This window comes from Hymenobacter montanus (assembly GCF_014699115.1).
Lineage (GTDB): Bacteria > Bacteroidota > Bacteroidia > Cytophagales > Hymenobacteraceae > Hymenobacter > Hymenobacter montanus.
This window is the reverse complement of the sequence record NZ_JACXAD010000015.1, coordinates 113,964-133,490: the sequence shown is the minus strand read 5'-3', so window position 1 is coordinate 133,490 and position 19,527 is coordinate 113,964. Positions and strand designations below refer to the sequence as shown.

Genomic DNA, 19,527 nt, shown 5'->3' with positions numbered 1-19,527 from the left:
TGGTGAGGGCATCAGGCCCACAATAGTGCGCGCAGGCCAAGGCCAGGACCAGCGCCTGACAGGCGATGTGCTGACACAGGTAAACTAATCGGAGCGGTGAGCACGTGCCCCCACGAAAATTGTCGGCCTCGGGCAACCACGGGCGCTACTTTCGCATCTGCCGCTTCGAACCCCTCAGCCAGCCTGCCTTTTGCCCACTGTTACCGTGACCGAAGCCGACCTCATCGCCGCCTGTGTACGGGGTGAGCACCGGGCCCAGCGCCAGCTCTACGACCAGCTGGCCGGCCTGATGCTTACCGTGTGCCGCCGCTACCTCAGGCGGCGCGAAGATGCCGAAGAAGCCCTCCTCCTGGGGTTTGCCAAGATGTTCCGGGCCCTGCCCACCTACCGGTTCGAGGGCAGCTTCGAGGGCTGGGTGCGCCGCATCATGGTCAACGAAGCCCTGATGCAGCTACGGCAGCGCGAGATGATGACGGTATCGTTCGAAGATTTCGCCCAGCCCGAAAACCTGGCCACCACCGCCGCCACCGCCGATACCCAGCTGCAAGCCGAAGACCTGTTGGACCTGCTGGCCAGCCTGCCCGCGGGCTACCGCACCGTGTTCAACCTTTACGCCCTGGAAGGCTACGGCCACCAGGAAATTGCCGAACTGCTGGGCATCTCCGAGGGAACCAGCAAATCGCAGCTGAGCAAAGCCCGCGCCCTGCTCCAGCGCCGGCTCCAGCTTTCCGCCCTCGCTAGTAACTAGCCCCTAATATGCTCCCTGAAGATATCGACGACTTATTTCGGAACCAACTGGACGGCCACACCACGCCCCCAGGCGATGCGCTGTGGGCCCGCCTCCAGGCCAATCTGCCGGCCGAGGCCCCTGACGCCAACGCCGAGCAGCTCGACCAGCTGTTCCGCAAGGGCCTCCAGCACCACGTTACGCCCCCGCCCCGCCAGCTGTGGGAACGGCTCGAAGACGAGCACCTGCGCCCTGGCAAGCGCCGGGCCCCGGCCTGGTGGCCCATAGCCATGGCTGCCGCGGTGGCGTTGCTGCTGGTAGCCGGCGGGGCGAGCCTGTGGCTGGGCTTTCCCGGCGCAGGCGTGCAAACGGGTCCGGTGGCTTCGCAGCGAATCCGAACCGACAAGCCGGCGCCTCGTCCGCAACCGAACAGCTCCCCCAATAATAGTTCAGCCGGCCCGGCCCGCAATAATGGTCCAGTAGGCCCGGCTCGGGCCGCTGAACCCGGCCCGCTAGCGGCGATGGGCCCGGCCCAACCGGCGGCTCCCTTCCCCCCGCAAAAAAATCAGGCACTCCGGACAACTCGCCCGCTGGCCCGCGCATCTGGCGCATCAAAGGCCCGGCTGGCCGCCCTTGGGCAAGCCGCGACAGCTGGTGGTCTCACGGGGCCCCGCACACCCGGTTCGCCCGCTGGCCAGCCGGCCCCTACCGCGCTCGCGCCTGACGAGCCGCAGCTGGCTCCTGCCCCAGCCCCGGTAGTAGCCGCAGCTTCCAAGCCGGCTCCGGAAATAGTTCCGGCAATTGCCGCCCCCAGCCTGGCCAGCGCGGGTGAGGTGATTACGGTGGACGTGCGGCGCGGGGGTGAACCTGGGACCGAGTCCGCCCCAGCCAGCGGCACCGCCCTGGCGGTGGAAGCACCCAAGGAGCGGCGGCGGCTGGGTGGCCGGCTGCTCCAGCAAGCCGGCCACCTGATTCGGGGCGAGCGAATCAGCCTGGCCGAAGCCACGGGCCTGCCCGAAAACGTGACTTTGCGAGCCACAGTAGCCGGCCGCACCTTCACCAAGTCTCTTCAACTCTAACCTCTCCTTCTAAAAATTATGCAACGCGCTTTTCTCTCCTTTTTTCTGTTGACGTGGGCGCTGGTTGGCGGGCTGAATGTGGCCCGGGCCCGCAGCCTAACGCATCCGGTAGCCACCAAGGATACCATTGTGGTACGCCTGCCCAACCAAGCTACTCTCACCCTGATGGTGCGCGACGCGGCCCAGCTGCGGCAGCTGAAAAACTACCACCTCGACTCGCTCACCTCACGGCTGGCCACCTACATTGCCCAGGCCGAAGCCGCCGCCCAAAGCAGCAGCACCGACCAAGTGACGATGCAGTTCTATCCCGACAAAGACCAGCCCGGCCAGAACCTGCCCGAGCAAGTGCGCATCACCACCCGCAAGAAAGCCGCCCACACCAACCGCGTGGACGTGCTGCTGAACAAAACCTTTGGCCTGGTTATCACCACCAATGACGACGGCTCGAAATCCTACAACTCACTCCAGATCAAATCGAAAGAGGCCCGACAAGCCCACCGGGATTCGGTACGCCTGAAAAATATCGATCAAACAACTGACTTGATCTTGGACCTGGGCCTCAATACTTTTATCAATCAAAAGCAGTACCTCAGCCCCACCACCGGTCAGCTCGAGTCGGTCGACCTGCGCACGGAAGGGGCCCGCTACGTGAGCATCGGCTTGGATTGGATTACCCGCCTGGGCAGCAAGCGCAGCCCGCTGAGCATCACGGCAGGCCCTCACTTTGCCTTCAACAACTACATGCTGAGCGGCAACAATAAATGGGTGAACGAGAACGGCCGCACCGACGTGGTGCGCGAAACCAACGGCCGCCAGTACCAGAAAAGCAAGCTGGCCTCTTCCTCCGTTAACCTGCCCCTGATGCTGCGGCTACAGTTGCGCGACAACCACTATAAGCCCAGCTTCAGCGTCGGCGTCGGCGGCTTCATCGGCTACCGGATTAAGTCCTGGACCAAACTAAAGTACACCGACGACGGAAACACTTACAAAGACAAAGAAGACGGCAGCTACAACATGGAGAATTTCCTGTACGGCCTGCAAGGCACTATTGGCTACAGAGGCCTGGTACTCTTTGCCAAGTACAACATGAACGGCCTGTTCAAAGCCAACGCGGGCCCCGACACCCAAGTCCTAAGCTTTGGTTTACGCCTGCTTGATAACTAGTTAGTTGTTTTTAGAACCGGGGGCACCTCACCCCGGCCCCTCTCCTCAGGAGAGGGGAGCCCGACGGCAGGCACACGGACTTTCGATATAATTATTTTATTATTAATACATGAAATAATATCCTTGTACAAGCTTTTATATTCTATCTGAGCGACCCAAATTCGTCTACTCGGCCCTGTCTTAACCGTTAGGCTCCCCTCTCCTGAGGAGAGGGGCTGGGGGGGAGGTTTCCACCACCGCCCCAACCACCATGCTACAATACCCCTACTGGTTTCGAAAGAAATTATCCAGCAGAATGGCCGCTGAGATGGCCACGTTTAAACTCTCGGCGGCGCCGCCCGCGCCGCGCGGGATGTGCAGGCGCCGCCTGAGACTGGCCGCGACCGACGGGGTGAGGCCGTGCGACTCGCTGCCCATCACGAGTACCCCTTGGGGACGTAAGGCCAGGTGGTGCACGTTGTCGCCCGCTAGATCGGCGCCGAAGATGTCGACCGTGGGCGGCAGGCCCGGCAGCCAGTCGGCCAGGCTGCGCTCCCAGACCGGCACCCGAGCAAAAGCGCCCATGGTTGCGGCCACAGTTTTGGGCGAATAGGGGTCGGCGCAGCCCGGACTGAGCACCACGCCGGGCAGGCCGTACCAGTCGGCCAGGCGGAGCAGGGTGCCGAGGTTGCCGGGGTCGCGTACTTCGTCCAGGGCCAGCAGCAACGCCGATTCCGGCAGTGTGGGGGGCAACGGCTTTTCTGCGGGCAGGCGAGCCACGGCCAGGGCGGTAGTATTGGTGGCCAAGGTACCGAGCTGGGTTAGCTCCGTTTCGCTGGCCTCGGTGCGGGGCAGCCGGGCGGGCAGCTGGGCACGATTTTGGGAGGCAAACTCGGGCGTGACCAGCAAGTGTTCGATTTCCAGGTCGGAACTTAGCAGCTCCAACACGCTTTTGCCGCCTTCGACCAGGAAGGCCCCATGGCGAAGCCGATATTTTTTCTGGTGCAGGGACTGCACGTATTTGCCAAGTGCTTTTGAAACCATTGTTTGCTAACTATTCATCGAAGCTACGGCCCGGACGCTGGCGAAGCAGCTACCTGGGTCCGCTGCTGGTGGTGCTGACTTTAGCGGGATGTTCGCCGTTCAGCTTGCTCCGGCCCGGCCAACGCCTGCTCAGCCGCGTGGAACTACAGGGAGTGAAGCAGGCCAACGAAGAACGGCTGACCGCCCTAATCCAGCAAACCCCCAACACCCGCTTCCCCTTGCCGAAGCTGGCCATCTACCAGCTCGGCTACCGGTTCTACGATTCAGTGCGCATCAAAAACCGGATGCGCGCTATTCAAACCAAGTACAACGCCCGCCTGAAAGCGGCCGGCACCGACTCGGCCAAGCTGGGCAAGCTGCTGGTGCAGCGCGAACGCAAAATAAAACGGAAGCAGCTGGCCCTCGACAAGGGCAATGCCATCATGCGCCTGGGCCAGGCCCCGGTGGTGTACGACACGGCCCTCACCCGGCGTTCCACCGAGCAAATGACGACCTACCTGCGGTCGCAGGGCTTTTTTCGGGCCCGGGTGACGGCTACTGACACCGCCCGGTACCAGCCCGGACTGGGGATGAAAGTGCTCAGGGGCCTGCGGTCGGTATTTCCCAACAAGCCCGATTCGCTGGATGCGGCCCAGCGGTACCGGCGCGTTACGGTGACTTATACCATCCGCGAAAACCAGCCGTTTCTCTACCGGCTGCAGCCGGCCAGCATTCCCGACTCCGGCGTCGCCGACGTGGTGCGCCGGGGCCAGGCGGCCAGCCTGCTTCACGAAAACGAGCGGTACAACGAAGAAGCCATCGGCCAGGAGCGCACCCGGCTGGAAGCCCTGCTGAAGAACGCGGGCTACTACGATTTTCGCCAGCAGTACATTACCCTGGAAGCCGACACCAGCTACGAGAAATTCACGGTGCGCCTGCGCACCCTCATTGCCAACCCCGCCCCTAACCAAGGGCATCGGCTCTACACCCTGCAGCAGGTTCGCTTCGTGACCGATGCCGGCGTGGGGCGCACCCTGCGCAATGCGGCGGGCGACACCCTGACCCGGTCCGGGGCTGGGGACCGGCCTCGCTCACGCCCTAGCCGGGGAATCCGCACCGACACTACGGTTACTGACTCGGTGCACTTCGCCGCGTACAAGCAGAAGTTCAGCACTCGGCTGCTGGCTCGCAAAGTGCTCGTGCGGCCCGGCCAGCCCTACAGCCTGGACCGAACCACGCAAACCCAGCGCCTGCTGGCCGACCTAGACATGTTCCGCTTCAATACGGTGAACTACCGTAAGGTGCCCGACCCACTCGTGGCCGACAGCACCAGCCCCCAGCCCCGCACGGGCAAGCTGGTGGCGGTCATCAACGCTTCACCCGCGCCCAAATTTGCCGAAACCGCGGAGTTTGGCGGCACGTACGTGGCCAACCTGCCCGGCCCGTTTGTTAACCTCCGCCTGAAAACCCGCAATCCTTTTGGCGGGGCCGAAGTGCTGGAGCTGGGAGTGCGGGCGGGCATCGAAGGGCAATTCAATCGAATTACGGCCCGCGACGAGTACACGGTGCAGTTCGGGGCCACGGCCGCTTTGGTTCTGCCCCAGTTTCTGGTGCCCTTCCGAACCAACCGGTTTCTGACGCGCTACAACCCCAAAACGCGCTTTTCGATTTCTGATACCTACGTGAGCCGGCCCGAATACACCCGGACCAACCTGGAATTCACCTACGACTACATCTGGCAGAAATCGGCCTTTCACCAATACGTGATCTCGCCCGTGGTGGTGAACGTGGTCAACACCAGTTCCATCACGGACTCTTTCCGCGTCAGTCTTGACCGCCTGGCCGCGGAAGGTTCGCCCCTGTTTCGGTCGTTCACGCAGCTTTTTGTACCCAGCATCAGCGCGGCCTCGCTGTACAACTCCAACGATTTCAACCAAACGCGCGACGCTCGCTACCTCCGGGTATTTGCCGAGGTTGGGGGCCTCACGCGCGACCTGTACCGGCACGCCGACTGGTTTAACCTGCAGGTGTACAACTTTGCCAAGTTTACCGCCGATTACCGCCGCTACCACCACCTTACGCCGGGCACCTTCCTGGTGTGGCGCCTTAACAGCGGGGTGGCCCAGGCCTTGAGCAAGACCAGCGTGGAAGTGAGGCCCCTGAACGGCCCGACCTATTTCCAGGAGCAGCTCATCATTCCCTACGACAAATATTTATTTGCCGGCGGCAGCAACAGTGTGCGCGCCTGGCGCCCCCGCCGGCTCGGGGCGGGCGGCTACTCCACCTACCGCATTGTCGACGGGCAGCGGGTGCGCGATAATACGTCGGAACAACCCGGCGAGCTGCTGTTGGAAGGCAGCGTAGAGTACCGCTTCCCCATTTACTCGTTCATCAAAGGGGCCTTCTTCACCGATTTTGGCAACGTCTGGACCATCCAACGCGACCCCCGCCCCGGGGCCCAGTTTGACTTTCGAACTTTCGGCCGACAAATAGCTGTGGGCAGTGGGGTCGGTATTCGCTTCGACTTTACTTTCCTGATTTTACGGCTTGACGTGGCCGCCAAGGTGTACGACCCCACGGCGCCCGACAGCGAGAAATGGGCCATCCGCCGCCTGTACAAGGATAGTGAGTACGGGGCGGCTTTCAACATTGGCATCGGGTATCCCTTCTGAGTAGGTGTCCGGGAATGGCGCTGGCGTACGTTTGTGTCGCAAGAACGCACCTCCGGCCCTTCTGCGATACCCGCATCACAGACATGCCAGCCCCCCCTGGCCTAGCGGACTCCGACCCGCGCTTAGAAGCTATTTGCGTACATAAAACGATCCTGCTCTATCTGACGTCCGCTGGTCGAAGCAGCTCAGCAGGACGTTCAAAAGTGATTTTTCACTAACTCATCAATAAAATAAATTTGGCCCGCTTCATCCATAACAACTGCCGAAGTTCCATTCAGAGCTAGTGCTACCGAGCGCCTGTTTAAACTCGGTAAAAGTCTGACGCGAGTGATACTCAGTCAACGCTATGGGGTCTACCTTCAAACGATAACGTCCTTGGGCTGCATCAGTGGAATTTTAGAAATCTGGATTCCCCCAAATTGCTATAGGAAATGGGTCACGACGGGAAAGGCTTGGTATCCTATCTTCTCAAGGTGATGTTCATATTCACTGACGTCTACTAAGCGGAATTTGCTCCATCTCGCTTTTTCAACTAAATTTCTTGTTCCTCAGAAATGAAATTCATCACCTTCTCAAGATCATTATTCCTTATAGACGAATACTGAAAACGCTCGACCCTAATACATTATTTTCAATAGAAATTATTTTTTTATTTGGTTTAAAATAAATATTAAACTCTTTCTTAATGATTTACGGCGAGATGGTTACGGTTAGGATAAAATTTAAAATAATCTTAATCAAGTTCTAAAACTTTGTCAAATTTTGGCCAGTTGGTGTGGCTCAGAATTTGGATAGCCTCATAGATGCTATCCGCAACATGAAAGAGAGCCGAACCATCCATGCAATAGAATCGCCCTGCTTCATCCATAGCAATTGCCGAATGTCCATTGTCAGCCAGCGCTACCGGGCAGAGAGGACGACCGAGACCTTCTTCGAATGCTGCGAAAACATAAGGCGGGTAGCACTGAGTCAACTTTAGGGGATCTACCTTCAAATTGTAACTCCTTTGAGACTCGCCTTGAGGGCTCTCTGAAATTTGAAGACCTCCGAATCGTCTAAGAAATTCGAGTGCGACTGGAAATTTAGGATAACCTAGCTTCTCAAGGTGATTCTCATATTCCTCAATACTGACACGTCGCGCCTCTGACCACCCCGCTTTTTCAAGCAATACTTTTGTTTCCTCAGAAATGAAATTCATATCTTCTCTAAGCTCTATTTTACTCTTGACTAAAATCCACTGCCGTGTCAAAATCATTACCTTTATAGGTAAATTCCAGAGACGATTCGCTTTAACTCTAACCATATCTCTCAGTGTATTTACAGGTAATGTCATCTCTAGCAGTTCTTTGAAGGTACTCGCTACTTCCCATTCATAATCAAACATGCCTGTTATAGCTCTTAATGCTTTCGTGGATGCTTTTGTATCATCCGGCTCTTCGTGATAAAATCGGATTAGAAAGTCACCAACAATTTGGGAAGGACCTTTATTTCGAGTCATAATAAAAATTTAGCTCAAGCTTCTAAGCATGCATTTTCTAGCAGGTGTCCAAATGGACTGAATACCGATAGAAACAGAATCATGTTCCGCAGAATAGTACTTATTACTATCACTTGATCTAATTTACACCCTAGCCTAAATTTATTGCTGTAAGTGTGACTGGTAATTTTAGGTATTATTAGTTTTGGAGCATCCTGACGAACCGACACAAGCTACATCTTTTTCTAACTGCTTACAAATAATCCTGTGAGTAAATTGACAAAATCAAAGCATTGACGAATATTCTTTATTTCTCAGTGTAATGTACTTCAAGCGAAGCTCAATGACTCAGCGTATTCAATCGAGCCGTCCTGCATTTTTCAGGTTTTTTGATCGAGTCTATAAAGAACTTGAATTGCCGAAGCGCGGCTAATACGCCAACAGCTCGCTCAATACCGTGGCTACTTTAGCGGCGTTGGGTAACATTTGCCGCTCTAGCTCGACGTTGAGGGCAATGGCGGGCAGGTTGGCGGCTCCCAGGGTGAATACGGGCGCATCCAGAGCTTCAAAGCAGTGGCGCTGGATGCGCCCGGCCAGACTTTCGGCAAAGCTGTTCATCAGCGGCTCTTCGGTGAGAACCAGCACCTTGCCGTGGCGGCGGGTGGCAATGGTCACGGCCTCGAAGTCGAGCGGGTTGAGGGTGCGCAGATCCAGTATTTCGATTTGGCCGGGGAAGTCGCGGCTGGCCGCTTTAGCCCAGTACACACCCATGCCGTAGGTCACCACCAGAGCCGTGTTGCCCTGGCGCAGCTTCTCCGGGTCGGCGGCCTGGGCTACGGCGGCTTGGCCCAGGGGGATAACGTAGCCCGCGCCGGGCTCTACGGTTTTGGCGTCTTCGGTGCCCGGCACCTTGCTCCAGTACAAGCCTTTGTGCTCCAGCATCACCACCGGGTTGGGGTCGAGGAAGGCGGCCCGCATCAGGCCCTTCATGTCGGCCGCGTTGCTGGGGTACACCACCTTGATGCCGCGGATGGTGAGCAGGGTGCTTTCGACCGAGCCCGAATGGTAAGGCCCGCCGCCGCCGTACGCCCCAATTGGCACCCGGATGAGCGCCGGAATCGGAAACTTTCCCATGGTGAGGTAGCACGATTTCGACAGCTCCTCCACCAACTGGTTCAGGGCCGGCCAGATGTAATCAGCAAACTGAATTTCGACGATGGGCCGGGCCCCCACCGCCGCCATGCCCGCCGTGCTGCCCACGATGTAGGCTTCCTGAATGGGCGTGTTGAACACCCGCGCGTCACCGTACTTCTTGGCCAGCAGCGCGGCCTCGCGAAACACCCCGCCCAACTCCCCGCCCACGTCCTGCCCGTAGAACAAGGCCTCGGGAAACTCGCGCAGGATGTCGTCGACGGCATGGAGAGCGGCGTCGACCATCAGGACCTTTTCGGCCCCGGCGGGGCTCCGCTCACCGGCTTCGACCGTCACGGCGGGCGGGGCGAACTCGTGGTCGGCAAACGTAGCCGGGTCGGGGTTGGGGGCGGCCAGCGCTTCCTGCCAGTCGGCGAGCACAGTCGCCTGGGCTTCGGCGGCCAGGGCGGCCAGCTCGGCTTCGGCAAAGCCACTGTCGCGCAGTTGCTGGTGCAGGCGCGGCAGCGGGTCCTGCTCCTGGTGGGCGGCCAGGTCGCTACGGTACCACTCGCGGCGCACCCCGCTGGTGTGGTGGCCGAGCAGGGGGCACTTAGCGTGCACCAGCACTGGCCCCCGCCGGGCCCGCACGTGGGCAAACGCCTCAGCCAAGCCCGTGTACGACGACCCGAAATCGGCCCCGTCCACTTGCAGGCGGCGCAGCCCGGGAAAGCCGACGGCGAACTCGTAGGCATTCATAGCCCGCATTTCCCGGCCGGTGGCGGAAATGCCCCAGTCGTTGTCCTGCACCAGGTACACGATGGGCAGCCGGTGGAGCACGGCCATTTGCAGGGCTTCCGCCACTTCCCCTTCCGTCATGGCCCCGTCGCCGATGGAGCAAAGCACCGCTGCCGCACTGCCCCCTTGGTCCGCGGGCGGCCACGCGTTGAGGCCCGGTAAGGGTTGGCCCGATTCGTACCAGTCGCGCGCGTCAGGCGTCAGCAGCCCCACGCCCTGCCCTTCCAGGTACTTGATGGCATGGGCCATGCCCGTTGCCGGAATAGCCTGCATGCCGGTGGCCGAGCTCTGGTGCGGGATGGTCGGCAGCGGGGCTCGGCGCAGGCTGGGGTGGCTGTAATAAGTCCGTCCGCCGCTGAAGGGGTCGTCGCGTTTGGCCAGCAGCTGCAGCATCAGCTCGTAGGGGCGCAGGCCCAGGCCCAGCAGCAAGGCGTCGTCGCGGTAGTAGGGCGCGGCGTAGTCTTCGGGGCGCAGCTGGCAGGCCGCGGCCAGCTGCACGGCCTCGTGGCCCCGGGCGGTGGCGTGGACGTAGCGCGCCGCGGTGGCCTTTTCCTGCTCGTAGAGCGTGGCCATGGCGGCGGCGGTGTGCATGAGGCGATACGCCCGGCGCAGCAGTTCAGTACCAGGGGCCAGAGCCGACGCCGGGTCGGCAGGAGCGAGAGCAGCAGAAGCAGCAAATTCAGACATCGGGGTCATAACAAGTGAGGCTACAAAAGTACGCCTACCCGCGGCCGTATCTTTGGGGCCGCCGCGGCCCAGCCCCTGTTTGGGCCGGCGCATTGGTCTTCCTTCCCTAAAACCTGCTGAGCCCTCCGCGGCGCCCTTCCGTGCTCTCTCCCCACTCGCCCACTACACGCCCCGAAATAGAAACCTGGCTCGCTGATTTTCAGCTGCGCCTGTGTCAGCAGCTGGAAGCGGCGGATGCCGGCTCCAGCCGGTTTCTCAACGATGCCTGGCAGCGCGAAGGGGGCGGGGGCGGGCGCTCGAAAGTGCTGGAGAACGGCGGCATCCTCGAAAAAGGTGGCGTGGGCTTTTCCGCCGTTTGGGGCCAGATGAGCGAAGCGGCGGCCCGGCAGTTGCACATGCCCGACCCGGCTTTTTACGCCACCGGCGTGAGCGTGGTGCTGCATCCGCGCAGCCCGCGCGTGCCCATCATCCACATGAACGTGCGCTACTTCGAGGCCGGCAACGGCGAAGCCTGGTTCGGGGGCGGCATCGACTTAACGCCGATTTACGTGGACGAAGCGCAGGCCCGCCGCTTCCACCAGCGGCTGCGCGCGGTGTGCGACCAGCACCAGCCGGCGTATTATCCCAAATTCACGCGCTGGGCTGATGACTATTTTTACCTGCCCCACCGGCAGGAAACCCGCGGGGTGGGCGGCATCTTTTTCGACCGGCTGACCGTGGGGCCCGACGGTCCGGTTGAGGAGCTGTTCGCGTTCGTGCGCGACGTGGCCGAGGTGTTCGGTCCTTTTTACACTGGCCTTATGGCCGAGAACCACGCCCTTCCCTTCACCGAGCGCGAAGAAGCCTGGCAAACCCTGCGGCGCGCCCGCTACGCCGAGTTCAACCTGGCCTTCGACCGCGGCACGCGCTTCGGCCTCGAAACCGGGGGGCGCACTGAGTCCATCCTCATGAGCCTGCCCCCGCGCACGGGCTGGGCTTACAATCCCGCCCCCCCCGCCCCCGGCACCCCCGAGGCCGCCACGCTGGCCTGGCTGCGCAAGGGAGTTGACTGGCTGAGGTAAATCAATTAAAAATGAGAAATTAAAAATTAAAAATCTCCGATTGCATTACGAGAACAGATTAATTGAATAGGAGAATTAAAAATCACAAAATATCCGGTTGGATTACGGGAGTAGGCCAACTAAAAAATGAATAGTTAAAAATCTTCCCGCTGTGCTACAATGCTCCTTTTTAATTTTTCATTTTTCATTTTTAATTCCCTCCCCTCTCTTCAGGCCCTCGACCGGCGCCTGCTGCTGGCCATCAACCATGCTCATACGTCCTGGCTGGACGCGGTGATGGTGTTTGCCTCCAACCGCTACGCCTGGGTTCCGGCCTACGCCCTGCTGATTATCTGGCTGATTTACCAATTCCGGCGGCGGGTGCTGCTGCTGCTACCCCTGGTGATAGCGGCCGTGGCGCTGGCGGACAGCATTACCAGCCGCCTGTTCAAGCCTTTTTTTGCCCGACCCCGCCCCTGCCACGACACCGTGGTTTCCGCTCAGCTGTACCTGCCCGATGGCTGCGGCGGGCAGTTCGGTTTCCTCTCGTCGCACGCGGCCAATTCGATGGCCCTGGCCGTTTTTCTGCTGCTGGTGCTGCCCCGGGGCCACTTCCGGGCTCTTAAGATTGGCGCCTTCGGATGGGCGGCGCTGCTCTCCTACAGCCGCATCTACCTCGGGGCCCACTACCCGACTGACGTGCTGGGCGGCGCAGTACTGGGAGCAGCATTAGGGGCCTTGGCATCAGTCCTTTTTCAACGATGGGATGCTGCCCCACAAGCCCACCGTTGAGGCCCGTCAAATTTGTCGTTGTATGAATCGTTATGTTTCGCTCTTCGTTGAGCGGAAAAGGCCCGCTGATGTGTCAGCGGGTCTTTTCCTGGAATAACAGTTAGCCCCATTATTTAGCGGGCTTCCGGTTACCGGTATGGCCGTCGCCTTTGTCGCCCTGACCGGGGCGGCTGGTTTTTTTGGAGTTATGCTTGTCGTCTTGCGACAGCGACCGGTTCAGGCTCACGGACTGCTCAATCCGGCCGTCTTCGTCACGGCGGATATACCGTTTATCGCCTTCGTTGGGCTCAATCAATTCACGTTTTGACATGGCGGGCAAGAAGTTAAGGGAGAGGAATACTCCTCCTACGCAGTCATTCCTGCCGAGTTTTCAAGCTGACCGGCCCAACAGCTTGGCGACGTACTTGCCCACGATGTCGAACTCGAGGTTCACAATTTCGCCGGGGCGCAGCTGCTGGAAGCTGGTATGCTCGTAGGTGTAGGGAATGATGGCCACCGTAAAGCCGTCGTCGGTGCTGTCGAAACACGTTAGGCTGGTGCCGTTTACGCAGATGGACCCTTTCTCTACCGTGACCCGGCCGGGTCCGGGGGCGTGCTGAAAGCGGAACAGCCACGAGCCTTGCTGGTCTTCTACCCGCACGCAGGTAGCCGTGGCGTCGACGTGGCCCTGCACGATGTGGCCGTCGAAGCGGCCGTTGGCGGCCAGGCAACGCTCCAGGTTAACGCGGCGGCCGGGCTGCCACTGGCTCAGGTTGGTTACCCGCAGGGTTTCGTCGATGGCCGTCACCACGTGCGTGCCTGCGGCGGGGTCCACGGCCACCACGGTCAGGCACACGCCGTCGTGGGCCACGCTCTGATCAATCTTCAGCTCGGCCGCGAAGGGCGAGGCCACCGTGAAGTGGCGGTTGCGGCCCTCGGTTTCGACGGCCGTGATAGTGCCCAGGGCCTCAATAATTCCAGTAAACATGTATCGCGGATTTAGTCGGATTTTTCGGATTTCACGGATTGGTGGAGGGTCCGAAAGTAGAACCTCGTCGCTCCCAAATGCAAAGAACGGCACCCCGGAATCAGGGTGCCGTTCTTCTCGGTTTTCTACTGCCATAACCGCCTTGGCAGCCGAAGGATTAGCGGTCGGCTTTCTCAAACGCTTTCCAGTCGAGTTCTCCGCCTTCGCGGCGGCGCAGGAAAACAGTCTGGTCGTCTTTCTGCTTTTTACCGAAGGTCAGGTCGCCGCGGCAGTCGAGGCATTTTACCGAAGTGTACTTGAACTTATCCTGGGCCACCCGGCTGGTCAGGTCCAGATTATCGGAGCCGCACAAGCCGCAGGCGGCGACGTCGGGGAAACTCAGCCGGTCGTATTCGGCCACGGTTTCGTGAAAATTATTGCCCTGCACGGTGAAGTGAAACTGGCGGCGCCCTATGCGCTTGGAAATCATCATTTGCAACATGTAACTGCAAGAAAACGGGGTGAATTTAAGCTTTAAAGTTACGCAATATCGACCTCATAAGCAAGGAGGTATCCAGGCAAATCAGCATAAAAAAAGGGCGCCTAATGGCCCCCTTTCCTTAGCGGACTGATAAGTTACTGCTGCACAAATTTCACCGTCTGGCGGGTGGCGCCCGCACTCACTTCGCAAACGTAAGCTCCCTTGGCCAGCCGCCCGAAGCGGAGCACTACTTCGCTGCCGCTGGCGGCGGGCAGCTGCTGTTGGGCTACCACAGCGCCGCGGGCGTCGAGGACCCGGATGTGCAAGGGCTGCCCTCGCAAGGCGGGCGGCAGCGCCAGGGTGAGGGGCCCGTCGCCGGTCGGATTCGGAAATAAGCTCAGGGGCTCCGCCTTCGGGGCCGCGTTGATAGCCGTCAGCGGATGGGTAGGATTCAGGGTATTATAGGCCGTGACGAAATTGGGAATTCCGTACCCCAGCGCGTTATCGGGCCTGGCTGCTTGCGAGGCCGTAGTGCGGAGCGCCGCGATAACCTGCTGGGCCGTGAGCGTAGGGTTGGCTTGCCAGAAGCCGGCTACCATTCCCGCCAGAATGGGGCAAGCGTAGGAGGTGCCATTGCCCCGAACTACCGCCCCGCTGGGTGTCAGCACGGCCGAAGCCTGCCCCATGGCCGAGAGCGTGGGCTTGATGCGGCCATCGGCCGTGGGCCCAAACGAGCTGAACGACGCGTGGTTGCCCAGCGAGTCTACTGCCCCAACCGACAGCACGGAATCGGCATCGGCGGGGGCCGAGATGTAGTGCCAGGGGGAGTTGGCCTCATTGCCGGCGGCACTCACCACCAACATACCCACCCGCGCGGCCACCGTGGCGGCCCGCGAGCTGATGGCCGTGCGGCCATTCATGCTGGCGTATGTGTACGAGCCCCAAGGGTCGTCGAAGGTGGTGTAGCCCAATGAAGAGCTGATGATGTCGACGCCCGCCGAGTCGGCATACTCGGCGGCGGCCAGCCAGTTGGCTTCCTCAATGGGGTGCTCAGAAGTAGCGTCCTCGGTGATGCACAGGCGGTAAGTAGCCTTGGGCGCGGCGCCAATGTAAAATCCTGCCTGGTTAGCCGCCATGGTCGACAGGCAGCTGGTGCCGTGGCTGTTGCGCTGGTACACGCTGGTGCCACCGTCCACGAAATTGCGGGTTCCCGCCAGGCGTTGCTCCTGAAAAAGCGGCTGGAAGGCCGGAATCTGGTTTACCCCCGGGAAACCGGCATCGAATACGGCAATCTGCATGCCCTCGCCGCGGAACCCGGCCTCGTGCATGGCCCGGGTGCCAATTTGCTCGTTTTGGCGGTAGGCCCAGCCGTACAGGGCCCGGGCGTCGGTTGGGCGCGCGGCCGACACGGGCATTTGCGCGGGGGGCAGCGTGGGCGGAGGCGCCTGGTAGCCACGGTTGAGGGTGTTAGCCCCCCGCACGATGGGCAGGGCCGTGATAAGGGCCAGCGTAGTGGAATCGCAGGAAACCACGGCCGCGTTGAACCACCGCGAGGTGTAAATAACCTGGGGCCGGCCAGCCACGCCCCGCACCTGAGCCACGTAGGCAGGGTTCACCGGCAAGTCGCGGGGCAGCACGGCAATGCCCTGCCGGTTACGCCGGGCCAACGACCGGGCCGACAAGAAAGCCTGCGGCTGCGCGACCGAGTACGGCGAGCCGGCTTTGTCGCGGAAGTACACCAAGTGGCGGCGCACCGTGCCCTGCGCCGCTGCCGGAGCCGCCGCCAAAGCTGGTAGCAGGCCCGCTATCAAAACCAGGCCTAGCCATTTTATTCCAGTAGATGCAGATGCCATTGCCAACCTAAAGTAGTAGTGGTAGTAAGTGAAAGGAAGGCCGCCTACCGGGGCCCGTAGTCAATAAGGGTTTCGCGCCGCGATGCCGCACTGAAATAAGAGCCGGGCACGTACACCTGAGTGCCGTCGGAATTGGTATAGTTGAAGTTCAGGAAATAGTCGCGGCGCCGGTAAACGGGCCCCACTCCCTTGGCGAATACTTGCTGGTAGCTCTGCCGCTTGAGCAGGCTGTTTTCGGCCGCAATTCCCGCGTTGGCGGTCGTGAGCGTCGACGGGTAGGTTGCCGCGGGAATACCGCCGGTGCCGCCCGTGGTAAACGACTGGCCCACGCGGCTGTAGCGGCGGGTCTCGGCGGTAATGGTGTCGTTGAAGTTGTTGTTGTAGGCGTTAAAATTCCACAGCCGCCCTTCGCGCACCGGGAAGATTAATTCCAGCGTGCGGGCATTGTTGCGAATTAAGGTCACCGTCTGCGGCGTAGCACTGAGCACGAACACGCTGTCGTCGAGAAAGGTAGTAGCCGGGGCCACCCGCTTGGAGCGCACCAGCCGGTACGCCGGCTGGCCGGCCGCATCGGTAAATACGTCCGTAATGGTTTCCTTGAATTGGTAGGTACTGATGGTGGCCACGCTGGGCGACACCCGGGTGGCCGGGCTCCACGTGGTATCGACCACGGCGTACACCCAGAAGTTGCCGACCGCCACCGGGTAATAGTCGCGGCCGGTTTCGGGAGCGGGCACGGTGGTGTTCTTGCAGCCAGCCGCGCCCAGAGCCAGGATTAGGGCCGTGGTGGCCCAGGCTGCGGGGCCGGAGAGTTTCACCTGCAAGGTTTTTAACAGCTGATGCATAAATGCGGGGCACTGAGGCGGCCTGACAATACTACTGACCAGCCGCTACGGCCGCAAAAGGTAAGGGAAATTCTCCAATTACGTGGCGCTCAATCCAGCCGCCGCCCAGCACGTCGTTGCCTTCGTAGAAGACGGCGGCCTGCCCGGGCGTGATGGCGTGAACGGGAGCTTCAAAGTAAACGCGGATTTTATCGTCCACTTCCTCCAGGAACGCGGGGGCCCCGTCGTGGTTGTAGCGCACCTTCACCACGGCCGGCACCAGGCCGCGGCTGGTTAGGTTGGCGTATTTGCCCATGTTGAGCTTGCCCACCACGGTGGCCGTGCTGGCCAGCTCGTCGTAGTTACCGAGCACTACCTCGTTGGTATCGGGCCGGATTTCGAGCACAAACGCGGGGTAGCCCAGGGCCACGCCCAGGCCTTTGCGCTGCCCAATGGTGTAGAACGGGTAGCCTTCGTGCCGGCCGATAACCCGGCCGGTTTTGGTGATGAAGTTGCCGCCGGCCACGCGGGCCTCCAGGCCCGGGACGCGCCGCCGCAGGAAACCGCGGTAGTCGTTGTCGGGAATAAAGCATATTTCGTAGCTCTCGGGCTTGTTTACCAGCTCGGTGAACCCGCGCCGCCGGGCTTCGTCATAGATTTCAGTTTTGCGCAGGCCGCCCAGCGGAAACAGGGTACGGCGCAGGCTTTCCTGACTCACGCCCCACAGGGCGTAGCTCTGGTCTTTGTGCTCATCGAGGCCCTTGCTCACCACAAACCGGCCGGTTTCTTCGTCGTGGCGAACGTTGGCGTAGTGGCCGGTGGCAATAAACTGGCAGCCGAGCTGGTCGGCCCGACGCAGCAGAGCGTCCCACTTGATGTGGGTGTTACAGAGCACGCAGGGATTGGGCGTGCGGCCGGCCAGGTACTCGTCGGTAAAGTTGTCGATGACGAAGTCGCCAAACTCGTCCCGAATATCAATGATGTAGTGCGGGAAACCCAGCTGCACGGCGATGTTGCGGGCGTCGTTGATGCTGTCGAGCGAGCAGCAACCGGTCTCCTTTTTAGAACCGCCCGCGCTGGCGTAATCCCAGGTCTTCATGGTCATTCCAACCACCTCGTAGCCTTGCTCGTGCAGCAGCACGGCGGCCACGCTCGAGTCGATTCCGCCGCTCATCGCGACCAGTACTCTTCCTTTTCCTTCAGTATTCATGGTGAGTTGCAATTCACCCGGAGCTTGAATGGTTCCGGCTGGCAACAACAAAGGTACGGGTGGAGCCCCGCCGTTAGGGTACCCTTGGGGTTACGGCCCGTTTAATGCACCGCCGCGATGGCACCCCCTACTTGCCCCGGCCTTGGATGATGATTTTCAGGGTGTACAGCAGCACCCGGAAATCCATGCCCAGGCTCATGTTCTCGATGTACAGAATGTCGAACTTGAGCCGCTCCACCATTTGGGCAACGGTTTCGGCGTAGCCGTATTTCACCTGGCCCAGCGAGGTGAGGCCTGGCCGCACCCGGTGCAGGTGGCGGTAGTGGGGGGCAATCAGCATGATCTGGTCGATGAAGAACTGCCGCTCTGGGCGGGGACCGACGATGCTCATCTCGCCTTTGAGCACGTTCCAGAACTGGGGCAGCTCATCGAGCCGCACTTTGCGCATAAACCGGCCCCACTTGGTGATGCGCGGGTCGTGGTCGGAACTCAGCGCGGGGCCCATCTTTTCGGCATCCAGAAACATCGACCGAAACTTGATGATGTTGAAAGGCTGGCCATTCTTGCCAATGCGCTCTTGCCGGTAAAAGACGGGCCCGGGCGACGAGAGCTTGACCATAACGGCCGTGAAGGCGTACACCCAGCTGGCTAACAGCAGAAACAGCGCCGAGCCGACCACGTCGATGATGCGCTTGAGCACCGCCTGCCACACCGGCAGCAGGTCCTGCTTGATTTCGATAAGCGGCGTCCCGAACAGATGGTTGACTTTTACCGAGCCGAGCAGCATCTGGTACAGGTCCGGCAGGACGCTCACCCGGGCGGGGGTGCCCTCCAGCAAGGCCAAAATGTTTTGAATGAGGCGGTGCTCGCTGGGCTCGATGGCAATGACGATTTCCTCGATGTTCAGGGCCTGGACCAAGGCTGGCAGGCGCTCGTACGAGCCCTGAACCGGTAGCTCGGCCGCCAGCTCGGGGTCGATGGTATCGCCCACGGGCGTAAAGCCTACCAGCCGCATCCCCAGGTTACGGCTGGTTCGCGCCAGATCACGCATGGTGTTCAAGGCTAAGCTATTGGACCCTATCAGGAGCGTGGGGAACGAGATGCGACCCCGGCGCACTTGGCGCTGCACGCTGCCCACCGCCCAGGTGCGCAACACTGCCGTAATGAAAAAGTGCAGCAGGTAGTAGGCCGTAAAGGTTTTATAGTAGGCGCGGTAGTTCACCACGCCTTGGTCGTCGAGCAGCAGGGTAAAGAAGATGAACACGGCCCCGAGCCCCGAAACCTGCGCCAACCGGATGATTTCGGCCAGCCGCGACTTGCGGTAAATGTCGCGGTATTCGCCCACCAAGCTGTACAGCACAATCCAGAATACGGCGATGAAGACGGCTGAGCCAGCGAGGCCCAGCAGGGCGCTTTCGGTGAATTGATACCCCGTCAGTTCATCGAGCAAATATTTGCGAACGAGGAAGAAACACACCCACGCGAGCAGAGCCGCTCCAAAATCGGCGGCAATTAGCTTAACATATTGAAAGCGGCGAATTAGCTGCAAAACGACAGGATAAGTGGTATTTTCGCGGCTCGATAAAAGGGCATCAAGCCCGGCAAAGGTAGTCCCTATAGCTAGTTGCTAGGCTTTGTTTTCCCGAC

At 60.4% G+C, this 19,527-nt stretch carries 16 protein-coding genes; 6 read left to right on the top strand and 10 right to left on the bottom strand.

Features of this window, described 5'->3' with window-relative positions; all coding sequences use genetic code 11:
• The first annotated feature begins 190 nt into the window (after positions 1 to 190).
• From IC235_RS14205 to IC235_RS14195, 3 genes are read left to right on the top strand one after another with little or no spacing between them, the layout of a single operon-like run.
• On the top strand, positions 191 to 748 hold the full coding sequence (locus tag IC235_RS14205; protein WP_223847305.1) for an RNA polymerase sigma factor: 558 nt from the start codon (positions 191 to 193) through the stop codon (positions 746 to 748).
• Positions 749 to 756: 8 nt separating this feature from the next.
• A complete protein-coding gene (locus IC235_RS14200; protein ID WP_191005845.1) occupies positions 757 to 1,806 on the top strand; it encodes a hypothetical protein in 1,050 nt (349 codons plus the stop codon).
• 18 nt (positions 1,807 to 1,824) lie between these two features.
• A complete protein-coding gene (locus tag IC235_RS14195; RefSeq protein WP_191005844.1) occupies positions 1,825 to 2,970 on the top strand; it encodes a porin family protein in 1,146 nt (381 codons plus the stop codon).
• A gap of 264 nt (positions 2,971 to 3,234) precedes the next feature.
• Here the strand turns inward: IC235_RS14195 and IC235_RS14190 are convergent, their stop codons facing one another.
• Positions 3,235 to 3,993 carry a TrmH family RNA methyltransferase gene (locus tag IC235_RS14190; protein ID WP_191005843.1) on the bottom strand — a complete coding sequence of 253 codons (759 nt, stop codon included), beginning with the start codon at positions 3,991 to 3,993 and terminating at the stop codon, positions 3,235 to 3,237.
• Here IC235_RS14190 and tamL point away from each other — a divergent pair.
• Positions 3,984 to 6,644 carry a translocation and assembly module lipoprotein TamL gene (gene tamL, locus IC235_RS14185; protein ID WP_191005842.1) on the top strand — a complete coding sequence of 887 codons (2,661 nt, stop codon included), beginning with the start codon at positions 3,984 to 3,986 and terminating at the stop codon, positions 6,642 to 6,644. The genes IC235_RS14190 and tamL overlap by 10 nt on opposite strands.
• A 733-nt stretch (positions 6,645 to 7,377) precedes the next feature.
• Here the strand turns inward: tamL and IC235_RS14180 are convergent.
• The gene (locus IC235_RS14180; protein WP_191005841.1) at positions 7,378 to 8,142 is read right to left on the bottom strand and encodes an SUKH-3 domain-containing protein; all 765 of its coding nucleotides are present in this window, start codon (positions 8,140 to 8,142) and stop codon (positions 7,378 to 7,380) included.
• A 408-nt stretch (positions 8,143 to 8,550) separates the two neighbouring features.
• Positions 8,551 to 10,734 (bottom strand): alpha-ketoacid dehydrogenase subunit alpha/beta, encoded by a 2,184-nt coding sequence (locus tag IC235_RS14175; RefSeq protein ID WP_191005840.1) that lies wholly within the window; start codon positions 10,732 to 10,734, stop codon positions 8,551 to 8,553.
• Between the two features lie 140 nt (positions 10,735 to 10,874).
• Between IC235_RS14175 and hemF the strand changes: the two genes are divergently transcribed.
• Complete coding sequence (hemF, locus tag IC235_RS14170; protein ID WP_191005839.1) at positions 10,875 to 11,795, top strand: oxygen-dependent coproporphyrinogen oxidase; 921 nt, start codon at positions 10,875 to 10,877, stop codon at positions 11,793 to 11,795.
• A gap of 159 nt (positions 11,796 to 11,954) precedes the next feature.
• On the top strand, positions 11,955 to 12,566 hold the full coding sequence (locus IC235_RS14165) for a phosphatase PAP2 family protein (protein WP_191005838.1): 612 nt from the start codon (positions 11,955 to 11,957) through the stop codon (positions 12,564 to 12,566).
• Positions 12,567 to 12,675: 109 nt separating this feature from the next.
• Here the strand turns inward: IC235_RS14165 and IC235_RS14160 are convergent, their stop codons facing one another.
• From IC235_RS14160 to IC235_RS14130, 7 genes are all read right to left on the bottom strand, one after another.
• On the bottom strand, positions 12,676 to 12,876 hold the full coding sequence (locus tag IC235_RS14160) for a hypothetical protein (RefSeq protein ID WP_191005837.1): 201 nt from the start codon (positions 12,874 to 12,876) through the stop codon (positions 12,676 to 12,678).
• Positions 12,877 to 12,936: 60 nt separating this feature from the next.
• A complete protein-coding gene (locus IC235_RS14155) occupies positions 12,937 to 13,533 on the bottom strand; it encodes a riboflavin synthase (RefSeq protein ID WP_191005836.1) in 597 nt (198 codons plus the stop codon).
• A 157-nt stretch (positions 13,534 to 13,690) separates the two neighbouring features.
• Positions 13,691 to 14,005: a hypothetical protein gene (locus IC235_RS14150; protein ID WP_191005835.1), complete on the bottom strand. Its 315-nt coding sequence runs from the start codon at positions 14,003 to 14,005 to the stop codon at positions 13,691 to 13,693.
• 143 nt (positions 14,006 to 14,148) lie between these two features.
• The gene (locus IC235_RS14145) at positions 14,149 to 15,846 is read right to left on the bottom strand and encodes a S8 family serine peptidase (RefSeq protein WP_191005834.1); all 1,698 of its coding nucleotides are present in this window, start codon (positions 15,844 to 15,846) and stop codon (positions 14,149 to 14,151) included.
• A gap of 44 nt (positions 15,847 to 15,890) precedes the next feature.
• Entirely contained in the window at positions 15,891 to 16,691 is an 801-nt protein-coding gene (locus tag IC235_RS14140) for a hypothetical protein (protein WP_191005833.1), read from the bottom strand.
• A 31-nt stretch (positions 16,692 to 16,722) separates the two neighbouring features.
• Positions 16,723 to 17,880, bottom strand: a complete 1,158-nt coding sequence (gene mnmA, locus IC235_RS14135; RefSeq protein WP_191005832.1) for a tRNA 2-thiouridine(34) synthase MnmA — start codon at positions 17,878 to 17,880, stop codon at positions 16,723 to 16,725.
• A 127-nt stretch (positions 17,881 to 18,007) separates the two neighbouring features.
• Positions 18,008 to 19,429 carry a sugar transferase gene (locus tag IC235_RS14130; RefSeq protein WP_223847304.1) on the bottom strand — a complete coding sequence of 474 codons (1,422 nt, stop codon included), beginning with the start codon at positions 19,427 to 19,429 and terminating at the stop codon, positions 18,008 to 18,010.
• Positions 19,430 to 19,527: the final 98 nt, after the last annotated feature.

Excerpts from the sequence above, each read along its gene's own strand:
- IC235_RS14160 (WP_191005837.1), bottom strand. The coding sequence starts at position 12,876 with ATGTCAAAACGTGAATTGATTGAGCCCAACGAAGGCGATAAACGGTAT.
- mnmA (WP_191005832.1), bottom strand. The coding sequence starts at position 17,880 with ATGAATACTGAAGGAAAAGGAAGAGTACTGGTCGCGATGAGCGGCGGA.
- IC235_RS14180 (WP_191005841.1), bottom strand. The coding sequence starts at position 8,142 with ATGACTCGAAATAAAGGTCCTTCCCAAATTGTTGGTGACTTTCTAATC.
- IC235_RS14150 (WP_191005835.1), bottom strand. The coding sequence starts at position 14,005 with ATGATGATTTCCAAGCGCATAGGGCGCCGCCAGTTTCACTTCACCGTG.
- IC235_RS14165 (WP_191005838.1), top strand. The coding sequence starts at position 11,955 with ATGCTCCTTTTTAATTTTTCATTTTTCATTTTTAATTCCCTCCCCTCT.
- IC235_RS14140 (WP_191005833.1), bottom strand. The coding sequence starts at position 16,691 with ATGCATCAGCTGTTAAAAACCTTGCAGGTGAAACTCTCCGGCCCCGCA.
- IC235_RS14195 (WP_191005844.1), top strand. The coding sequence starts at position 1,825 with ATGCAACGCGCTTTTCTCTCCTTTTTTCTGTTGACGTGGGCGCTGGTT.
- IC235_RS14145 (WP_191005834.1), bottom strand. The coding sequence starts at position 15,846 with ATGGCATCTGCATCTACTGGAATAAAATGGCTAGGCCTGGTTTTGATA.
- IC235_RS14175 (WP_191005840.1), bottom strand. The coding sequence starts at position 10,734 with ATGTCTGAATTTGCTGCTTCTGCTGCTCTCGCTCCTGCCGACCCGGCG.
- IC235_RS14200 (WP_191005845.1), top strand. The coding sequence starts at position 757 with ATGCTCCCTGAAGATATCGACGACTTATTTCGGAACCAACTGGACGGC.
- IC235_RS14155 (WP_191005836.1), bottom strand. The coding sequence starts at position 13,533 with ATGTTTACTGGAATTATTGAGGCCCTGGGCACTATCACGGCCGTCGAA.
- IC235_RS14190 (WP_191005843.1), bottom strand. The coding sequence starts at position 3,993 with ATGGTTTCAAAAGCACTTGGCAAATACGTGCAGTCCCTGCACCAGAAA.